18 protein-coding genes and 1 other RNA gene are annotated in these 18,703 nt (G+C 45.2%); 7 read left to right on the top strand and 12 right to left on the bottom strand.

Annotation, left to right across the window (positions count from 1 at the left end):
- Window positions 1-5 precede the first annotated feature (5 nt).
- The 3 genes from rsmH to rsmI all read right to left on the bottom strand — a co-directional run bounded on the left by rsmH (window position 6) and on the right by rsmI (window position 2,618).
- Window positions 6-956: a 16S rRNA (cytosine(1402)-N(4))-methyltransferase RsmH gene (gene rsmH, locus KI742_RS03245; RefSeq protein WP_005372918.1), complete on the bottom strand. Its 951-nt coding sequence runs from the start codon at window positions 954-956 to the stop codon at window positions 6-8.
- A 175-nt stretch (window positions 957-1,131) separates the two neighbouring features.
- An RNA gene (gene rnpB / locus KI742_RS03240) (RNase P RNA component class A) lies at window positions 1,132-1,587 on the bottom strand.
- A gap of 167 nt (window positions 1,588-1,754) precedes the next feature.
- Window positions 1,755-2,618: a 16S rRNA (cytidine(1402)-2'-O)-methyltransferase gene (rsmI, locus tag KI742_RS03235; protein ID WP_285385151.1), complete on the bottom strand. Its 864-nt coding sequence runs from the start codon at window positions 2,616-2,618 to the stop codon at window positions 1,755-1,757.
- A 68-nt stretch (window positions 2,619-2,686) separates the two neighbouring features.
- On the opposite strand from rsmI, the gene KI742_RS03230 reads away from it, so the two are divergent.
- Genes KI742_RS03230 through KI742_RS03215 form a run of 4 tightly spaced genes read left to right on the top strand, consistent with a single transcriptional unit; the run spans window position 2,687 to window position 6,137 of the window.
- Window positions 2,687-4,498 (top strand): penicillin-binding protein activator, encoded by a 1,812-nt coding sequence (locus tag KI742_RS03230; protein ID WP_285385150.1) that lies wholly within the window; start codon window positions 2,687-2,689, stop codon window positions 4,496-4,498.
- On the top strand, window positions 4,485-4,853 hold the full coding sequence (locus tag KI742_RS03225) for a YraN family protein (protein WP_005372903.1): 369 nt from the start codon (window positions 4,485-4,487) through the stop codon (window positions 4,851-4,853). The genes KI742_RS03230 and KI742_RS03225 overlap by 14 nt, the downstream gene beginning before the upstream one ends.
- A 3-nt stretch (window positions 4,854-4,856) precedes the next feature.
- Window positions 4,857-5,447 (top strand): phosphoheptose isomerase, encoded by a 591-nt coding sequence (locus KI742_RS03220; protein ID WP_005372901.1) that lies wholly within the window; start codon window positions 4,857-4,859, stop codon window positions 5,445-5,447.
- 21 nt (window positions 5,448-5,468) lie between these two features.
- On the top strand, window positions 5,469-6,137 hold the full coding sequence (locus KI742_RS03215; protein WP_239945570.1) for a BON domain-containing protein: 669 nt from the start codon (window positions 5,469-5,471) through the stop codon (window positions 6,135-6,137).
- Between the two features lie 71 nt (window positions 6,138-6,208).
- On the opposite strand, the gene sspB is transcribed toward KI742_RS03215, so the two are convergent.
- The 8 genes from sspB to zapE all read right to left on the bottom strand — a co-directional run bounded on the left by sspB (window position 6,209) and on the right by zapE (window position 12,918).
- Window positions 6,209-6,694: a ClpXP protease specificity-enhancing factor gene (sspB, locus tag KI742_RS03210; protein WP_031780550.1), complete on the bottom strand. Its 486-nt coding sequence runs from the start codon at window positions 6,692-6,694 to the stop codon at window positions 6,209-6,211.
- Between the two features lie 17 nt (window positions 6,695-6,711).
- Window positions 6,712-7,347, bottom strand: coding sequence for a stringent starvation protein SspA (gene sspA, locus KI742_RS03205; protein WP_005372897.1), 636 nt, complete (start codon window positions 7,345-7,347; stop codon window positions 6,712-6,714).
- A 96-nt stretch (window positions 7,348-7,443) separates the two neighbouring features.
- Complete coding sequence (locus KI742_RS03200) at window positions 7,444-8,181, bottom strand: cytochrome c1 (protein WP_005372881.1); 738 nt, start codon at window positions 8,179-8,181, stop codon at window positions 7,444-7,446.
- Window positions 8,178-9,443: a cytochrome bc complex cytochrome b subunit gene (locus KI742_RS03195; RefSeq protein WP_005372880.1), complete on the bottom strand. Its 1,266-nt coding sequence runs from the start codon at window positions 9,441-9,443 to the stop codon at window positions 8,178-8,180. The genes KI742_RS03200 and KI742_RS03195 overlap by 4 nt, the downstream gene beginning before the upstream one ends.
- Window positions 9,443-10,033, bottom strand: coding sequence for a ubiquinol-cytochrome c reductase iron-sulfur subunit (gene petA, locus KI742_RS03190; protein WP_005372877.1), 591 nt, complete (start codon window positions 10,031-10,033; stop codon window positions 9,443-9,445). The genes KI742_RS03195 and petA overlap by 1 nt, the downstream gene beginning before the upstream one ends.
- Before the next feature lie 693 nt (window positions 10,034-10,726).
- Window positions 10,727-11,119 carry a 30S ribosomal protein S9 gene (gene rpsI, locus KI742_RS03185; RefSeq protein ID WP_005372876.1) on the bottom strand — a complete coding sequence of 131 codons (393 nt, stop codon included), beginning with the start codon at window positions 11,117-11,119 and terminating at the stop codon, window positions 10,727-10,729.
- A gap of 15 nt (window positions 11,120-11,134) precedes the next feature.
- On the bottom strand, window positions 11,135-11,563 hold the full coding sequence (rplM, locus tag KI742_RS03180) for a 50S ribosomal protein L13 (RefSeq protein ID WP_005372872.1): 429 nt from the start codon (window positions 11,561-11,563) through the stop codon (window positions 11,135-11,137).
- A gap of 251 nt (window positions 11,564-11,814) precedes the next feature.
- Complete coding sequence (zapE, locus tag KI742_RS03175) at window positions 11,815-12,918, bottom strand: cell division protein ZapE (RefSeq protein ID WP_285385149.1); 1,104 nt, start codon at window positions 12,916-12,918, stop codon at window positions 11,815-11,817.
- A 195-nt stretch (window positions 12,919-13,113) separates the two neighbouring features.
- On the opposite strand from zapE, the gene zapG reads away from it, so the two are divergent.
- The 3 genes from zapG to degS all read left to right on the top strand — a co-directional run bounded on the left by zapG (window position 13,114) and on the right by degS (window position 16,380).
- Entirely contained in the window at window positions 13,114-13,557 is a 444-nt protein-coding gene (zapG, locus tag KI742_RS03170; RefSeq protein WP_005379861.1) for a Z-ring associated protein ZapG, read from the top strand.
- Window positions 13,558-13,757: 200 nt separating this feature from the next.
- Entirely contained in the window at window positions 13,758-15,125 is a 1,368-nt protein-coding gene (locus KI742_RS03165; protein WP_285385147.1) for a Do family serine endopeptidase, read from the top strand.
- A gap of 190 nt (window positions 15,126-15,315) precedes the next feature.
- Complete coding sequence (gene degS / locus KI742_RS03160) at window positions 15,316-16,380, top strand: outer membrane-stress sensor serine endopeptidase DegS (RefSeq protein WP_017633606.1); 1,065 nt, start codon at window positions 15,316-15,318, stop codon at window positions 16,378-16,380.
- 37 nt (window positions 16,381-16,417) lie between these two features.
- Here the strand turns inward: degS and parC are convergent, their stop codons facing one another.
- The gene (parC, locus tag KI742_RS03155) at window positions 16,418-18,703 is read right to left on the bottom strand and encodes a DNA topoisomerase IV subunit A (protein WP_017633605.1); all 2,286 of its coding nucleotides are present in this window, start codon (window positions 18,701-18,703) and stop codon (window positions 16,418-16,420) included.

Raw genomic sequence — 18,703 nt, 5'->3', positions numbered from 1 at the left:
AATAATTAAAGCTTTTCCGCAATTCTTAACACAGAGCTGCGCGAGCGAGGGTTCATTTCAATTTCTTGTTTGCTTGGCTTAATCGCTTTGCTCACCGCTTTCATATTCGCACTACCAAGAGCACGAATTTGCTCTTCCGTCATTGGAATACCGTGTGGCACTTCAGGCCCTTTGCTCTCTTTACGGATAAAACGTTTGACCATACGGTCTTCCAGAGAGTGGAAGCTAATCACAGATAAACGGCCTTCAGGAGCCAGAATGCTCGCAGCGCCTTTAAGTGCCGTATCAATTTCTTCTAACTCACTGTTGATGTAAATACGAAAAGCCTGGAAAGCACGAGTCGCAGGGTGTTTTTTCTCTTTAAAACTTTTCGGTGCGGCATCTGAAATCAATTTTGCCAGCTGACCAGTGCGAACCATTGGCTCATTTTCTTCGTCTTCACGGTAGGCAACAATCGCTTTTGCAATACGGCGCGCATGTTTATCTTCCCCAAACTCGCGAATGACCCAAGTGATATCATCGAGGTCTGCTTCCATCAACCATTGAGATACTGGAACACCTGATGTCGGGTCCATACGCATATCTAGCGGACCGTCTTTCATAAAGCTAAAGCCACGCTCTGCGTCGTCTAACTGAGGAGAAGAAACGCCTAAATCCAGAAGAACACCATCCACTTTTCCAACTAGCCCATACTCTTCAGCATACTCAGCAATACCAGAAAATGGACCATGAATAATGGTGAAGCGAGGGTCATTGATTTTGCCTGCCTCAGCGATCGCTTGAGGGTCACGGTCGATACTGTACAGTCGGCCATTTTCACCGAGTTTAGATAGAATTGTCCGGCTGTGACCGCCACGGCCAAATGTTCCATCAATATAGACGCCGTCTGGTTTGATAGCTAAGCCATCAATGGATTCATTTAATAACACGGAAATATGTTGGAAGGTTTCGGTCATAGCTTTCTCGTTGAATGATCTTGAAGCGATTCTTTAGTGTACTGATTTCCTACATCATCGCCACCACAAGTCTAAAGTTAGACGTGATTTACGCCAAGTTTATTGGTAATGACATAGTTTGCGTCAATTAAATGCAAAAAACCCATCACTACCGAAGTAGAGATGGGTCTCGAATAGGTGGAGCCGACACATAAGCCGGGTTCTGTTCCGCTTGCGCGGCGGTAGCCATTCGTCTAGGCCAGCAATCACTCACTGGCTCGAGCAACCTACCCGCCTCCTTACGCGAGCAACGCAATGTGGAGGCCTATTTGGTCTTGCTTCAGGTGGAGTTTACCCTGCTACGAACTATTGCTAGTCGTCCGGTGCGCTCTTACCGCACCCTTTCACCCTTACCTGTACCCTTACGGGCCATCGGCGGTCTTCTCTCTGCTGCACTTGTCGTAGGCTTGCGCCCCCCAGGCGTTACCTGGCACCTTGCTCTATGAAGCCCGGACTTTCCTCCCCTTTGTCAGTCTCCCGAAGGACGTCAACGTCAGTCTCCCAAAGGGACTTCGACGTCAGTCTCCCGAAGGGACTTCGACGTCAGTCTCCCGAAGGACATCAACAAAGCAGCGACTACCCAGTCAGCTCCGAGGGCGGATTGTATAGAGTTCTCACTTCAGAGTCTAGTTAGATCACAGATATGATGAAATGAATGCACTAAGTGATGACTTTTTAGTCAACGTGCCAAAAATAGATAATAAAAAGGCCGATGCCTAAACATCAGCCCTCATTGACCATTTATCTCGCTAGTGGCACTTAGTCTAAGTTTTCTAAGCCCCATTTATATAGCGCATTCTTCTTCAAGTTATGTATTTCTGCCACCAAAGCAGCTGCTTTTTTCAAAGGCAGCTCTTTGGTCAAAATCCCTAACGTGCGTAAAGCATCTTCAGGTAGTGAGTCGTCTGTTATTTCACGATGGCCATGTACCAACAATACCATTTCACCACGCTGTTGGTTATCGTCACTTTTCACCCATTCAATCAGCTCACCTAACGGCATGCCTTTAATGGTTTCAAAGGTTTTTGTTAGCTCTCTTGCCAACACAACTTCTCTATCTGGGCCAAGAACGTCTAACATGTCTTGTAGAGAGTCTAAAATACGGTGCGGTGACTCGTAAAAAATACACGTACGCTCTACCGAAGCAATCTCTAGGAATTTATCCTTACGACCTTTGCTTTTCGGGGGTAAAAAACCTTCGAAGCTAAAGCGATCCGATGGCAAGCCAGAGGCACTTAACGCCGTAATGACCGCACAAGCACCTGGAAGAGGCACAACTCTAACGCCCGCTTGACGACATTTTGTCACCAAATGGTATCCTGGGTCGCTGATAAGTGGCGTACCAGCGTCAGAAACTAATGCGATAGACTGACCGGAAAGCAGCTTTTCTACCAAAACTTGTGCTTTTTGCTGCTCATTGTGGTCATGTAGAGCAAAAGTTTTGGTTTGAATATTGAAGTGAGACAGTAATTTGCCCGTATGTCGAGTATCCTCAGCGGCAATGATGTCCACAGTCGACAGAATTTCGATAGCACGTTGGGTGATATCCGCTAAATTTCCGATTGGAGTCGGTACGATATAGAGAGTTGGCCCCTCATTCGGCAACTTATTTTTATCTGTCATTTGTTTACCATCACTTCAACGATTAATATAGAGACAATTTTGTACAAAATTATAGAGAACTCACGGCAATGATTAACCATAAGAGACTCAGTGTACCACGCATACTTACTCCTGTTGCACTAGCAATTACGCTCGCCGCCTGTTCTTCAGGTCCAAGACAGCCTGATGGCGTTGATGTAACACTTGAGCCTACTCAGTCTGTTCAGAACTATATGATCCAAGCTGATAGCGCGGAAGGCAGTTTACAAAATGACTGGTTGATCATGGCAACCAAAGCCGCGATTCAAGCAAACCAGTTTGATCAAGCAGAAATGTTGATCAAGCGCCTGGCTCGTCAACAGTTAACCGAAGTTCAGCAAGCAGAGTGGCAACTAGCGCGTGCGACCATACAGCAAAAACAGGGTAATTACTCTCAGTTGCTGCAATTGTTGAATTTTAAACCTTGGTGGAAGTTGCCAAATGAGCAATGGAAAGACTATTACTTAATGCGTGCCGACGCTTATCAAGGTCTTAACCAAGCGTTTGAGGCAAACCGCCAACTGGTTGCATTTGGCCAATATGCATCGTCCGCGGAGCAGAGAGAGATTTCTAGCCGTATTTGGATGAACTTTGGCAGCTACTCCGAGTACGAACTGACCTCATTAGAAACAGAGCCAAATGAAGATGTTTTGGATGGTTGGCTACAACTCGCTATTTATGCGAAAACGCTGTCGGGCAACTTATCCCAACTAAAAAATACCCTCGAACGCTGGTTAAACGAGAACCCATCGCATCCAGCCGCTATCTACACACCAGAAGAGATTCAAAACATTCTCTCTCTAGACATCGTTAAACCAAACAACACCGCTTTGTTACTGCCGCTTACTGGTAAATTCTCGCCACAAGCGCAATTAATTCGTGATGGTTTTGTGTTTGCGATGATGAATGATCGTAACCGTGATCCAAGCGCTACCCTCACGGTAATAGACACTAATGCGTATAACGCCGACCAAATTAAACAACGTTTGATCAATGAAAACATCGATTTTGTTGTTGGTCCTCTAGAAAAAGAGAACGTTGAGCTATTGCACACAACCATGGATGGCTCAGAAAATGGTCCTACGATTCCAGCCCTTGCGCTAAATATTCCCGAAGATGTGCAACCAGATAGCAATATTTGCTACTTGGCATTATCACCGGAACAAGAAGCCGCACAAGCAGCGAAACACTTGTTCAGCGAAGGCTATAACTTCCCTCTGATTCTGGCACCAAAGGGCAGCTTTGGTGAACGTGTAACTGAAGCGTTCAACAAAGAGTGGCGCAAGTACAGCTCTAATAAAGTCGCAGCAAGTTATTTTGGTGACAAGCGCCAACTTCAAAAAGACATCAATGAAGTATTTGGTCTGCAAGAAAGCAAACAACGTATTGCTCAGATGCAATCACTAATGCGTATCAAGCTTGAAACACAGCCACGTAGCCGTCGTGATGTCGATGCGGTTTATATTGTTGCTAGAAGCACGGAACTGACTTTGATCAAGCCGTTTATTGAGGTAGCGATTAACCCAGACGCCAAAGCGCCACAAATTTTCTCTAGCTCGCGTAGCAACAGTGGCGGCGCGACTTACGAAGATCTAACAGGCATCATCTACAGCGATATTCCATTACTGATTGACCCAGACCCTAGCGTGACCGCTGAAATGAACGAGCTGTGGTCAGAGCAATCTAACATGGAAAAACGTTTGAAAGCACTGGGTATGGATGCGTATAAATTGATTGGGGAGCTGCCACAAATGAAGGTCGTTCCGGGCTACTCAGTTGGCGGCCAAACCGGTATTTTAAGTATCGACAATAATTGTGTTGTACAGCGTGAGCTAAGCTGGGCTGAGCGTGGGGCTCTTTAGCAAGCGCCAAATCGGAAATCAATATGAAGCTCTGGCGAAGCAGTATTTACAACGCCAGGGCTTAAACTTTATTGAACAAAATTTTCTGACTAAGGTCGGTGAGATTGATTTAATCTTCCAACAAGGTGAAACTATTGTGTTTGTTGAAGTCAAATACCGTAAGAACAATCACTTTGGCTCGGCAGCAGAAATGGTGACGCACGCTAAAATGCGCAAGCTAGTCAAAACCGCACAAGTTTGGCTTAGCCAACAAAAGCGCTTAAAACACAATATCGATTATCGATTTGATGTCATCGCCATTCATGATAATGGGCGAGATATCAACTGGATAGAAAACGCAATCTCTGAAGGATAAGCGATGCTAGACAGCATTAAAGACAGCTTTACAGAAAGTATTCAAATTCAAATCGCAGCAGCAGAGGCGCTGCCTGATGCCATTACTCATGCAGCTCAAGCGATGGTGTCGAGCCTGCTTAATGGCAATAAAATTTTATGTTGTGGTAATGGCGGCAGTGCTTCAAACGCTCAACAATTTGTTTCTTGTCTTTTAAACCGTTTTGAAACTGAGCGCCCTAGCCTACCAGCAATGGCCTTAACCGCCGATAATACCACCCTAACCGCAGTGGCCAACGATTACCACTACCAGGAAATCTTCTCAAAACAGGTACGAGCGTTTGGTCAACCAGGCGACATTTTGCTTGCCATGTCGACTAGCGGTAACAGTAAAAATATTATCAAAGCGATGGAAGCAGCCGTAACTCGAGACATGACGATTATCGCGCTCACAGGAAAAGATGGCGGAGAGATGGCAGGACTGCTCGGTGAGAACGACGTCGAAATTCGTATTCCATCACACCGCACTGCACGTATTCACGAAGTACATATGGTAACACTCCATTGTCTTTGTGATCTTATTGACCAGGTGCTTTTCCCTGCTCACGAAGAGTAACCAAGACTGAGAGTCAGAATTATGATACGTAGCCTCGTTATCTTATTAACAGCATTGAGTTTAAGTGGTTGCGCAGGTTTGTTTATCGCAGGTGCAGCAACCACAGCGAATATTGTCACGGACACACGCACGACAAAACAAATCTGGCAGGACAATAACATCGAATTCGAAGTTGCGGCGATCGGCAATAAAGCACCGTTTAAAGGTGAAGTTCGTGTCGTTGCTAGTTCATATAATGGGACTGTAGTCCTTATGGGACAAGCTCCGACACAAGACCTTATCCTTGCTTTAGAGCGAAGAGCTAGAGAAGTTAGTGGTGTAAAAGTCATACACAATCAAATCAAACAAAAAGAACCACTCACTGTTACTCAGATTAGCAATGACAGCTGGATCACAACCAAAGTAAAGTCAGCTTTGCTTACTGACTCTGAGCTTAATGGTGTTAAGGTTAAAGTGATCACCGAAGATGGCGATGTTTTTCTGTTTGGTTATGTCACACCAGAACAAGGCGATCGAGCGACAGAAATCGCGCGTAATATCTCGGGCGTAAAACAAGTCATTAAAGGGTTCCAATACGGCGAAATGGAGCCTGTTGAAGTAGACTTACCGAGTGACGGTGTACAAACAATAGAAAGTGAGGCAAGTACAGAAAGTGAAGAGAACGTCGAAGCCTTTACGATTAGTGAGTAATTTCCAAAGTCTGGCTTGAAATCATCTTCAACAAGTTAAAAAGAAAAAAGCAGCGTAACGCTGCTTTTTTATTATTTAATCACTCTTAAGCTTGGTTTGCCTTTTGGTCGAGGAGCATCGTCCTCTTCGGCATCTGAATCAGAGGCTAACTCAGAAGGCTCATCGCTAACCGTTGTGAACGATGGGGATGATTCTTCCTCGGTCATCGCTTCTTCTTCGATGTGAGTGTACGCTTCTTCTGGTTCAAACATAGTACCAGCACCATTCTCACGTGCATAAATAGCTTGAACAGCATACACAGGCACGATCACTGAGTGCGGACGACCGCTAAAGCGAGCATGGAAGGTAATCGCATCATTACCTAACTCAAGATTACCCACTGCACGTGGCGCAATATTCAAAATAATTTGACCATCTTGAATAAATTCAACCGGGACACGCACCCCTGGCATTGTTGCATCCACAACCAAGTGAGGAGTCAAGTCATTGTCTACTAACCAGTCGTAAAATGCGCGAAGCATATACGGGCGGCGAGCAGTCATTTTTGCAATATCCATAACGTGTTTTAAATCGCTTAGCGAACTAGGCGCATTTCACGTTCAGCTTCAGTCAAAGAAGCAAGGAACGAATCACGTTCAAATACGCGGTTCATGTATACCTTGATTTCTTTTGAACCAGGGCCAACAAGATCGATACCAAGTTGAGGCAAACGCCACAATAGTGGAGCTAGGTAACAATCGATCAAGCTGAATTCTTCGCTCATGAAGTACTCATATTCAGCAAAAATTGGCGCTAACGTCAGAAGATCATTACGCAGCTTTGTGCGTGCTTTTTCTGATTCTTCCGCATTACCTTTCATCACTTTTTCAGCGAGTGAATACCAGTTGCGTTCGATACGGTACATCATCAAGCGGCTGTTGCCACGAGCAACAGGGTAAACCGGCATTAGAGGTGGATGAGGGAAGCGCTCGTCCAAGTACTCCATGATGATTTTTGAATCGTAAAGAGCTAGCTCACGGTCAACAAGAGTTGGCACTGATTTATATGGGTTTAGCTCAACAAGCTCAGCAGGAAGGTTTGCTTCGTCAACAAGCTCAACTTCAACACTTACGCCTTTTTCAGCTAGTACAATGCGAACCTGATGGCTATACAAATCTGATGCACTTGAGAAAAGAGTCATCACAGAACGTTTATTGGCAGCTACAGCCATGGAGCCCTCCAGTACACTTACAAATAAAAACAATGGAGGCTAAGCCTCCATTGTACATCAATTAAAATTGGGAATTAGCACGGTATTTTAGCACAATTAATGCACATCGCGCCAATACTCTTTCTTGAGCATCACAACAACGATGGTTAGAAGCACTAAGAAGCCCATTACCCACCAGCCTAAAGCATGACGCTCAAGCTGCACTGGGTCACCTGAATAAACTAAGAAGTTAACGAGATCGCCAACCGCTTTGTCATATTCGCCTTCACTCAGCTCACCCGTGCCATCGGTTTCAGTACCAACAACAACTTGTACTTCTTCGCCATCTACGATTTTCGTATCGTAAATCGGCGTCGGAATGCCCTGTAGCTCTTCAAGTACATGCGGCATACCAACACTCGGGAAGACGATGTTGTTCACGCCGAATGGACGAGATGGATCAACATAGAAAGAGCGTAAGTAAGTGTATAACCAATCAGCACCACGAACTCGTGCAACCAACGTAAGATCTGGTGGTGGAGCACCAAACCAGTTTGCCGCTTGCTTCGGTGGCATTGCATTGACCATTAGATCACCGATTTTCGCTTCAGGATTGAAAATCAGGTTTTCTTTCATTAAGTCTGTTGGAATTTCCAAGTCTGTTGCTACACGCTCGTAACGCTGGTATTGCGTAGAGTGACAAGCAAAACAGTAGTTCATGAACAACTTCGCGCCGTTTTGTAGCGAAGCTTTATCCGTAAGGTCAACATTCGCTTTATCCAGCGGAACATTGGCCCCAGCTGCCATCGCTAGTGATGGCAACATAGCAAATAGAATTACAATCCACTTCTTCATTTGAATGTCACCCTCTCTGGTAATGGTTTGGTTGCTTCATTTTTGCTGTAGAAGAACAGCAACACAAAGAACATGAAGTAACACAAGCTAAAGATCTGAGATAGTAGTGTGTACGTTGGTGTTGCAGGTAACGCACCTAAAATACCCAGAGCGATAAAGGCGATAGTGAACTGTACAATATTCAACAGATGAAGTTTGCTACGGTAACGGTATGAACGAACTTTACAACGATCCAACCAAGGTAGAACAAACAGCACTGCAATTGACGCACCCATTAGGATAACACCTAATAGTTTGTCTGGAACCGCACGTAGGATTGCGTAGAACGGCGTGAAGTACCATACCGGAGCAATATGCTCTGGTGTCTTCAGTGGGTTTGCAGCTTCAAAGTTAGGCGGCTCAAGGAAGTACCCACCCATTTCTGGGTTAAAGAACAGCACGTAACAGAAGAAGAACAAGAAACCAGCAACACCGACCAAGTCCTTAACCGTGCCGTACGGATGGAAAGGAATCGAATCAATGATGTCATATTTTTTCGTGTAGTAATCGTGGAACTTGAATTGCGTTTTGTAATCGTCGCCCATTGAGCCTTTTGGCAGCTTAGTTTCGATACCATCCGGGTTGTTTGAGCCTACTTCGTGCAGCGCCAATACGTGCAGAACAACAAGAAGAAGCAAAACGATAGGCAGTGCAATAACGTGTAGTGCAAAGAAACGGTTTAGCGTTGCACCAGAGATGATGTAGTCACCACGAATCCAAAGCGTTAAGTCATCACCGATAACAGGAATAGCACCAAACAGGGAAATGATTACCTGCGCACCCCAGTATGACATCTGACCCCATGGAAGTAGGTAACCCATGAACGCTTCAGCCATGAGAACTAGGAAGATCAACATACCGAAGATCCACAATAGTTCACGAGGTTTTTGGTATGAACCGTAGATCAAACCACGGAACATGTGAAGATACACAACAACGAAAAACGCTGACGCGCCAGTGGAATGCATGTAACGCAGAAGCCAACCGTACTCTACATCACGCATAATGTATTCGATAGACGCAAATGCACCGTCACCTGAAGGAACATAGTTCATCGTTAGCCAAATACCCGTTAGGATTTGGTTAACAAGAACCAGCATCGCCAGAGAACCGAAAAGGTACCAAAAGTTGAAGTTCTTAGGCATTGGGTATTCAGACAAATGCTTTTTATAAGCATTCATTGCAGGAATACGCTTTTCAACCCAATCTAACATTGCTTGCATTATGCATCTCCCTCATCAACACCCACAATGAGCTTGGTATCGCTCAAATACATGTGCTTAGGAACGACAAGGTTCAACGGAGCAGGTACTCCTTGGAACACTCGACCAGCCATGTCGAACTTAGAACCATGACAAGGACAGAAGAAGCCAGATCTTACGCCCTGCACCTGCTCTGAGAAAGAGTCAGGTAGATAGGTTGGTGAACAACCTAAGTGGGTACAGAAACCAACTGCGACGAAAAACTCTTCCTTAATCGAACGAAACTCATTCTGAGCGTACTCAGGCTGCTGCTCCATTTCAGATTGTGGATCGCGAAGCTTATCACCGATCGATTTTAAGTTATCCAGAACGCTTTGAGTGCGGCGAACAATCCATACAGGTTTTCCCTGCCACTCAACACGAACCAGCTGACCTGGTTCAATTTTACTTATATCCACTTCCACCGGTGCGCCCGCCGCTTTGGCTTTAGCACTCGGATTCCATGATTTGATAAAAGGCACGGCGACGGCGACTGCCCCTAACCCACCAACAACTGCCGTTGTAGCGGTTAGAAAACGCCTGCGACCGTTATTTAAAGGCGCGTTGCTCATCCAAACATTCTCCCATTTGCTCCCTTTGGATCGTTATTATTCCGCTTATAAGAGCATGGCTAACAAATAATGAATTTAGTTCTATTTATTGGAGGGAAATGATAAAGAAAACCCTACTTTTTGACAAGATAAAGCTACCTTTTTGTAACATTTGTGAGGCAAATCGCTCGCGTCGTCACAAAAGCGGCAGAATTATAAAAAATTGATGTGATTTGTAACAAGAAAGCACCACATAGAAGCCCCGCTGAAAGCGGATAAAACCTTTTATCTTGGTAGTTTTCAGTTAATTACACAGAGAAATATTTCGTATTACGCGTTCAGCTTACTGTGTTTATATTTTCAATTTTGTAGCACGCAGAATGCTCAAAAAGGAACGTAAGTCATTTTAAAACATGTTACAGGAAGAATAAGATACAAAGACATTCCTGCTGATGAATACATCTATGCTGCATCACAAGAGAAAGCGTGGTGAGTCGCGATTAAATAAGGCACACATATAAAACGGCACTGACAACCTTTCGACGAAGAGGACGAATAAGAAGGCCTGCTCGGAGTGTGATGATAAGTGAAGGCTGTTCGTTGCTTGAAGACAAGTATGATGTCTTTAAATACAAAAAAGCCCGGCATAGAGCCGAGCTTTTGGTACACAGTTTCCAGAGTAACTCTGAAAGCATAATTCCCGATAAGAGGAAATTAACGCTTAGAGAACTGTGGACGACGACGTGCTTTACGTAGACCAACTTTCTTACGTTCAACGCAACGAGCGTCACGAGTAACGTAGCCAGCTGCGCGTAGAGCAGGACGTAGAGACTCATCGTATTCCATAAGCGCGCGAGTGATACCGTGACGGATAGCACCAGCTTGACCAGAAATACCGCCGCCTTTAACTGTTACGTAAAGGTCTAGCTTTTCAGTTAGTTCAACTAGCTCTAGAGGTTGTTGTACAACCATACGTGCTGTTGGACGACCGAAGTATTCGTCAAGGTTACGCTTGTTTACTACAATGTTACCGCTGCCTGGTTTAATGAAAACACGTGCAGCTGAGCTTTTGCGACGGCCAGTGCCGTAGTATTGATTCTCTGCCATTTTCGAAATCCCCAATTAGATGTCTAGTACTTGTGGTTGTTGAGCAACATGGTTGTGCTCAGCGCCCGCGTAAACTTTTAGCTTACGGTACATAGCACGGCCTAGAGGACCACGTGGAAGCATGCCTTTAACTGCAAGCTCAAGAGCCATCTCAGGTTTACGATCGATCAACTTTTCAAAAGTGATAGATTTTAGACCACCTGGGAATTCAGAGTGACGGTAGTACACTTTGTTCTTAGCTTTGTTACCAGTTACAGCAACTTTCTCAGCGTTGATAACGATGATGTAATCACCAGTGTCAACGTGAGGAGTGTATTCAGCTTTATGTTTGCCACGTAGGCGAGATGCAATTTCACTTGCTAGACGGCCAAGAGTTTTACCTTCAGCGTCTACAACGTACCAGTCGCGTTTTACAGTTTCTGGTTTAGCAACGAAAGTTTTCATGCTAACAATAACCCGTTAATTAAATTTTAAACTTTAAAGGAACACCCAATAGTGCTCCCACACTGTCTAAGAGCCCAGTCATCACCCCTTCGAGTCGTTGGTACTCTCGACCTTCAATTTCGAAATAACTTCGATAATCAGGTCTGCAGTAACGGTGGGTCGCAGGATTATAGAGAAGAGCGAAGAAAAAATCACCTTTTTTTGCGCCAAATCACTAATTTTTTCTTCACTTTTTTAAGAACCCATTGGATCTAGGCCAAATGTTCACGCGCGAGATACTCATGACTTTGCATCTCAGTAAGCCGAGACAAACAGCGCTTAAATTCGAACTCTAACTGCCCGTCAGTATATAAGTCGGCCATTGGCACTTCAGCAGAAATAATCAACTTAACATTGCGCTCGTAAAACTCATCGACCAGCGCGATAAAGCGTCTCGCCGCATCATCTATTTTTCGGTTCATTTGTTGAACATCTGCCAGTAATACAGTGTGGTAAATACGAGACAATTCAATGTAGTCATTTTGACTGCGAGCAGTTTGACACAACTGAGCAAACGACGCATGCAGCACCCCGTCGCTTGCTTCAATCACCGCTAGTTGACGGTGGTTAACTTCGATTTGATGAGCAACAAACTGACGCTCTACAGTCAGCTGCTGATAATATTTGTTAAGGTTTATGCTAGCCAGCTCATCAAGCGGGTAATGGTATATTTCAGCCTGTTCTAACGTTCTTAAGCGATAATCAACGCCACTATCGACATTCAACACTTCACAACGTGCCAAAATCATATCGATCGCGGGCAAAAAGCGCGCTCTTTGCAAACCGTTACGATATAAGTTCTGCGGCTCAATGTTTGAAGTCGCGACTAGGATCATCTGCCGCTTGAACATTTCTTGAAGTAGCGTTGCAAGGATCATCGCATCAGTAATGTCGGAAACAAAAAATTCATCAAAGCAAACCACATCGGCTTCTTCTTTAAATTTATCCGCCACTTTTGATAGCGGATTTTCGACATCACCTAACAGCTTCAACTCATCATGTACTCGATACATAAATCGATGGAAGTGGACGCGCATTTTTCTTTGGGTCGGTAAAGCATCAAAAAATGCATCCATAAGGTAGGTTTTACCGCGACCTACCCCACCCCAAAAGTAAAGACCTTTTGGTGGTTCAGGCTTGTCGATTTTTTTCCCCATTAGCTTTTGCCATTTGGAAAGCTGAGGAACAGGCGCTGACTGAAATTCAACGATAGCATGGTAAAGCTTGTCTAATGCAACGACCGCTTGATACTGAGCTTCATCACGCTGAAACCCGTGTTCTGCTATGTCTTTTTGATATTGTTGTAGTGGTGTCATCGTATTAAGTCGTATAGAGGTATAGAGAAAAGGGTTACCTCGGGGTCAACTTTGAGAATAGAGAGAAGTAGTTATCAGTCCCCGAAGACATACTGCTATTTTTCTTTATCGGCTGTTCAAGCCATAGTAACATGGACGAGCACCGCGTGTAACTAAGTAGTAAAAGACTTGTTAAAACAACTATAAGGAGCAGTTATGCCTTGGATTTATGCCATTGTGGGTTTGCTGGTCGGTACAATCGTAGGCGTAGTCATTAGTAGACTAACCACCCCTGAATACAAGAAACAAAAGTCTGTGCAGAAAGAACTTGAAGCGGCCAAGTTTGAATTAGAGCAACAACGTCAAGAGCTCGTCGATCACTTTGCACAAACCGCAGAAATGTTGGACACCCTAGGTAAAGATTACACCAAGCTATACCAACATATGGCCAAGACCTCTTCTGAGCTTTTGCCAAACTTACCAGAACAAGACAACCCGTTTGATAAGAAAACGGCAATGTCGTCTGAAACCATTGCAGAAGATCAACCAGAGTTTAACGAACAACCAAAAGACTACGCTAATGGCGCCACCGGTCTTTTGAAGGATCAAGAGAAAGAAATCATTAATGCTCCCGAAGCGGTAACCGCAAAAGCATCATAATCCTCTCTTACTTCTATCTAGGGCCGATACATTTGTATCGGCCCTTTTTTGAACTTTTTCACCTCACCTTCGCTCTAACTTGGATGTGCACTGCCTCCCCTTTTGATTGTCCGAACTAGACCCTATATTAGTTATTAACAAAGTGAACTAACCGTTCGGATATTTCTTTTTGGCAGACATGTTTCAAGAGGAGTTATTGGATGAAAAAACCACTGCTTGCGCTCACCGTTCTATCTCTGAGTTTGGGGGCGATTATTGCCCCAGTTCAAGCCACTGCCGCATTACCTTTGAATGTGGATGGCCAACAGTTACCTAGCTTGGCACCAATGCTTGAGAAGGTGACCCCAGCTGTTGTGAGTATTGCTGTAGAAGGTAAACAAGTACAAACCAGCCGCATTCCCGAGCAATTTCAATTTTTCTTTGGCCCAGACTTTCCTATGGAACAAAGGCGAGAGCGCCCGTTCAGAGGTTTAGGGTCTGGTGTCATTATTGATGCGAAGAAAGGCCATATTGTCACTAACTACCATGTGATCAAGGGCGCAGATGAGATTCGAGTTCGCCTCTTTGACGGGCGCGAGTATGACGCTACGCTCGTTGGCGGTGATGAAATGGCCGATGTTGCGTTACTTAAATTAGAGAAAGCGAAAAACTTAACGCAGATTAAAGTCGCGGATTCCGACAAACTGCGTGTCGGTGACTTTACGGTTGCGATTGGTAACCCATTTGGGCTCGGTCAAACCGTAACTTCGGGTATTGTTTCAGCCCTTGGTCGTAGTGGCTTAAACGTTGAAAACTTCGAAAACTTCATCCAAACCGATGCCGCAATTAACAGCGGTAACTCTGGTGGTGCATTGGTCAACCTTAATGGTGAGCTGATCGGTATTAATACTGCAATTTTAGGCCCTAACGGCGGTAATGTGGGTATTGGCTTTGCGATTCCATCAAACATGATGAAAAACCTCACTGATCAAATTCTAGAGTTTGGTGAAGTCAAACGCGGCATGTTGGGTGTGCAAGGTGGCGAAGTAACCTCTGAGCTAGCTGATGCATTGGGTTACGAGTCGAGTAAAGGGGCCTTTATTGGTCAAGTCGTACCGGACAGCGCAGCCGATAAAGCAGGGTTAAAAGCCGGTGACGTAATTGTATCGGTGAACGGCAAAGCGATTAATACTTTCTCAGAGCTCCGCGCAAAAGTGGCAACACTGGGCGCAGGTAAAGAAATCACATTAGGTGTGGTTCGAGATGGTAAGAATAAAACCTTTGATGTAACGCTTGGCGAATCTACGAATATGAAAGCTAAAGCGGAGACATTACATGAGGGACTCAAAGGTGCGGAGTTAAGCAATACAACACCAAGTGATGTAATCCAAGGTGTTAAAGTATCGAGCGTTACAGATAACTCTCCAGCGGCTCAATATCAATTACAACAAGGTGACATTATTATCGGTGTGAACCGTCAACGAGTGAAAAACCTTGCCGAGCTTCGTACAATCGTAGAGAAACACAAAGGTGTACTGGCTCTTAATATTCAACGTGGTGAGCGTACTATTTATCTTGTCATTCGTTAACCACTTTCAAAGTGATAGGAAATAAGGTTTTCGATGCATAGTACTGAGTGATAAGACTCGATCACTTTTCCTTATCGCTCAATAACTAATGAAAAGGGCAGCGCGATGACGTGCTGCCCTTTTGTTATTTTTCAATGTAATGCTATTCTTCATCTTCGATGCCATTTTGGCGCTCACGCATGGAGAGGATATGCTCAGCTTTTTATTACGTTCTGTCTTTTTAGGCTTGGCTACTGCCGCAGTGGTATTACTGGCGGTTCCATCTTTGCGCAACAACGTAATTCCTGCCGCGCTTGATCCTCAACCTGTTAATATCGCATCAGTCGAGTTGACGTTTAATCAAGCGGTCCGAAGAGCAGCGCCTGCCGTGGTAAACATCTACAGCCGTAAGTATGTTGAGAACGATCGCAGTAAACTCTCGACTCAAGGCCTGGGGTCAGGTGTCATTGTTAGTGAGAAGGGCTACATCATTACTAACTATCATGTGGTTGCTCAAGCTGATCAAATTGTTGTGGCATTACAAGACGGCAGAGCCGCAGCGGCTCAGCTCGTAGGGACAGATAAACGTACTGATATAGCCGTACTGCGTGTCGAAGGTTCGAATTTGCCCGTAATCCCTCTGAACTCTAATTACAAACCACAAGTGGGCGATGTAGTACTAGCCATCGGTAACCCATACAACCTTGGACAAACCACAACGTTCGGCATTATTTCTGCCACAGGTCGTTCATCTATTAGCGATGGTCGTCAAGCATTCATTCAAACCGATGCCGCCATCAATGAAGGTAACTCTGGTGGAGCCCTAGTGAACACACAAGGCGAGCTCGTCGGCATTAATACCGCCTCTTTTCAGCAAGCGACAGACTTAGAAACTTACGGTATTTCTTTTGCTATCCCTGCGCCGCTAGCCAGTAAGATCATGCAGAAAATCATCGCTGATGGCCGCGTGATTCGTGGTTACATTGGAATCGACGGCCAAGACATTAATGCGGTCACTGCTCGCTTACTTGGAAATGAACACATAGGTGGTATTGTCGTACTTGGTATTGATCCAAATGGTCCAGCCAATGCGGCAGGCTTCCAAAAGCAGGACATCATTATCAGTATTGATGGCAATAAAGTGCAAGGGCGTCAGAGCGTTATGGATATCGTCACCGATTTACGTCCTGGCACCACCGTGGACGTCGGTATCATTCGCAAAGGAAAAGAGATGACCTTGAAAGTCACCATTGCCGAAGACAAGCAAGAAGCATAAAAAATCCCAGCCATTGGCTGGGATTTTTATTTGTGCGTTACTCGCTATCGCTCGGTGTTTCCGTCGTATCGGAATCATCTAGCTCAACTTCAATGCGAGTGACTCGCTGCAAACCTCTCGGTAATAACCCACCTCGGCGACCACGTTCGCCACGGAAGTTATCAAGGTCAGACGGTTTAAGACCCAACTTTCGCTTACCCGCGTACAGCGTTAGCGATGCACCTTTTGGTAAAGACATTAAGTGAGATAGTACTTCTTCTCGCTCTTTTGCTTTAGCAGCAGGAATGTTGATGATCTTATTCCCCTTACCTTTCGCCAGTTGTGGCAAGTCTTTGATTGGGAACAGCAGCATGCGACCTTGGTTAGTGATTGCTAAGATTTCATCAGAGTCTAAATCTTCAATCTCTTTTGGCGTCATTATCTCAGAGTTGGCAGGTAAAGTGACGAGCGCTTTACCACTGCGGTTTTTAGACAGCAAGTCCGCGCCTTTACATACAAAGCCGTAACCTGCATCTGAGCCCACCAGCCACAGCTGATCTTCTTCACTCATGATGACTTGGCGAATACTGCTACCAGCCGTAATATTCAAGCGACCGGTAATCGGCTCACCTTGACTACGAGCAGAAGGCAGTGAGTGCGATTCCAGAGAGTAACTTCGACCGTCACTACCTAGGAATACCGCAGGCTGATTACTCTTACCTCGAGCATGCGCTAAATACTTATCACCCGACTTATAGTTTAAGCCTTCGGCATCCACGTCATGGCCTTTCGCGTGACGAATCCAACCTTTCTCAGAAAGCACAACCGTGATTGGCTCACTTGGTACGAGGTCACGTTCAGTCAGCGCTTTTGCTTCTGCACGCTCAACCATTGGAGAGCGACGATCATCACCGTATTTCTCTGCGTCTGCTTTGATTTCTTTTTTCAGTAGTGTGTTCAGACGACGCTCAGAACCGAGTAGCTGTTCTAGCTTCTCACGCTCTTTCTCTAGCTCGTCTTGCTCACCACGGATCTTCATCTCTTCTAGTTTTGCTAGATGACGAAGTTTGGTATCTAAAATTGCATCCGCTTGGATATCGGTAATACCAAAGCGTTCCATCAGCACCGCTTTTGGATCGTCTTCAGTACGGATGATCTCAATCACTTCATCTAGGTTGAGGTAAGCAACCAACAAACCTTCCAAGATGTGTAGACGAGCCATTACTTTGTCTAGGCGATGTTGTAGACGACGACGCACAGTCGTACGACGGAACTCGATCCACTCAGACAGAATTTGCACCAGACCTTTAACTTGAGGACGGTTATCCAAACCAATCATGTTCAAGTTAACGCGGTAACTGCGCTCAAGATCCGTTGATGCGAACAAATGGTTCATCAACAAATCACAATCGACGCGGTTTGACTTAGGCACGACAACAATACGCGTTGGGTTCTCGTGATCCGATTCGTCACGAAGATCGTCAACCATTGGCAGCTTCTTCGCACGCATCTGGTTAGCGATTTGCTCAAGCAGTTTGGCACCCGATACTTGGTGAGGCAAAGAAGTGATAACAATATCAGAACCTTCTTTATGCCAAACCGCGCGCATTTTTATGCTGCCACGACCGTTGCGGTAAATCTTCTCGATATCCGCTTGCGGCGAGATAATTTCTGCTTCTGTTGGGTAATCTGGACCTTTGACATACTGCATCACGTCCGGCAGTTCTGCTTTCGGGTTGTCGATCAAATGAATAGTCGCATCTGCGATTTCACGAACGTTGTGCGGTGGGATGTCTGTTGCCATACCAACGGCAATGCCGGTTACACCGTTAAGCAGGATATGAGGCAGACGTGCTGGCAACATTTGTGGCTCTTTCATTGTGCCATCAAAGTTAGGTTGCCATTCAACCGTGCCCTGACCAAGTTCGCCAAGCAATACTTCAGCAAACTTAGACAGTTTTGCTTCGGTATAACGCATTGCCGCAAATGATTTCGGATCATCTGGCGCACCCCAGTTACCTTGACCATCCACTAATGGATAGCGGTAAGAGAATGGCTGAGCCATCAATACCATCGCTTCGTAACACGCTGAATCACCGTGCGGATGGTATTTACCTAGCACGTCACCAACGGTACGTGCAGATTTTTTGTATTTTGCTGATGCAGAGAGACCAAGCTCTGACATCGCATAAATGATGCGTCGTTGAACCGGCTTTAAGCCATCACCAATGTATGGCAAGGCGCGGTCCATGATTACGTACATCGAGTAGTTCAGATAAGCGTCTTCAGTGAACTTGCGCATTGGCAATTGTTCGACGCCATCGTAGGTAATTTCTGTAGACAT

Origin of the sequence: Vibrio sp. D417a, from assembly GCF_030248595.1 — a bacterium.
Taxonomy (GTDB): Bacteria; Pseudomonadota; Gammaproteobacteria; order Enterobacterales; family Vibrionaceae; genus Vibrio; species Vibrio alginolyticus.
This window is presented reverse-complemented; position numbering and strand designations above follow the sequence as displayed.

Bases quoted from the DNA above. Each gene is read 5' to 3' on its own strand.
- KI742_RS03195 (WP_005372880.1), bottom strand. From the start codon at position 9,443: ATGCAAGCAATGTTAGATTGGGTTGAAAAGCGTATTCCTGCAATGAAT.
- sspA (WP_005372897.1), bottom strand. From the start codon at position 7,347: ATGGCTGTAGCTGCCAATAAACGTTCTGTGATGACTCTTTTCTCAAGT.
- rsmI (WP_285385151.1), bottom strand. From the start codon at position 2,618: ATGACAGATAAAAATAAGTTGCCGAATGAGGGGCCAACTCTCTATATC.
- rsmH (WP_005372918.1), bottom strand. From the start codon at position 956: ATGACCGAAACCTTCCAACATATTTCCGTGTTATTAAATGAATCCATT.
- zapE (WP_285385149.1), bottom strand. From the start codon at position 12,918: ATGACACCACTACAACAATATCAAAAAGACATAGCAGAACACGGGTTT.
- degS (WP_017633606.1), top strand. From the start codon at position 15,316: ATGCTCAGCTTTTTATTACGTTCTGTCTTTTTAGGCTTGGCTACTGCC.
- petA (WP_005372877.1), bottom strand. From the start codon at position 10,033: ATGAGCAACGCGCCTTTAAATAACGGTCGCAGGCGTTTTCTAACCGCT.
- KI742_RS03220 (WP_005372901.1), top strand. From the start codon at position 4,857: ATGCTAGACAGCATTAAAGACAGCTTTACAGAAAGTATTCAAATTCAA.
- KI742_RS03230 (WP_285385150.1), top strand. From the start codon at position 2,687: ATGATTAACCATAAGAGACTCAGTGTACCACGCATACTTACTCCTGTT.
- KI742_RS03165 (WP_285385147.1), top strand. From the start codon at position 13,758: ATGAAAAAACCACTGCTTGCGCTCACCGTTCTATCTCTGAGTTTGGGG.
- zapG (WP_005379861.1), top strand. From the start codon at position 13,114: ATGCCTTGGATTTATGCCATTGTGGGTTTGCTGGTCGGTACAATCGTA.
- rplM (WP_005372872.1), bottom strand. From the start codon at position 11,563: ATGAAAACTTTCGTTGCTAAACCAGAAACTGTAAAACGCGACTGGTAC.
- rpsI (WP_005372876.1), bottom strand. From the start codon at position 11,119: ATGGCAGAGAATCAATACTACGGCACTGGCCGTCGCAAAAGCTCAGCT.
- KI742_RS03215 (WP_239945570.1), top strand. From the start codon at position 5,469: ATGATACGTAGCCTCGTTATCTTATTAACAGCATTGAGTTTAAGTGGT.
- KI742_RS03200 (WP_005372881.1), bottom strand. From the start codon at position 8,181: ATGAAGAAGTGGATTGTAATTCTATTTGCTATGTTGCCATCACTAGCG.
- parC (WP_017633605.1), bottom strand. From the start codon at position 18,703: ATGTCTACAGAAATTACCTACGATGGCGTCGAACAATTGCCAATGCGC.
- sspB (WP_031780550.1), bottom strand. From the start codon at position 6,694: ATGGATATTGCAAAAATGACTGCTCGCCGCCCGTATATGCTTCGCGCA.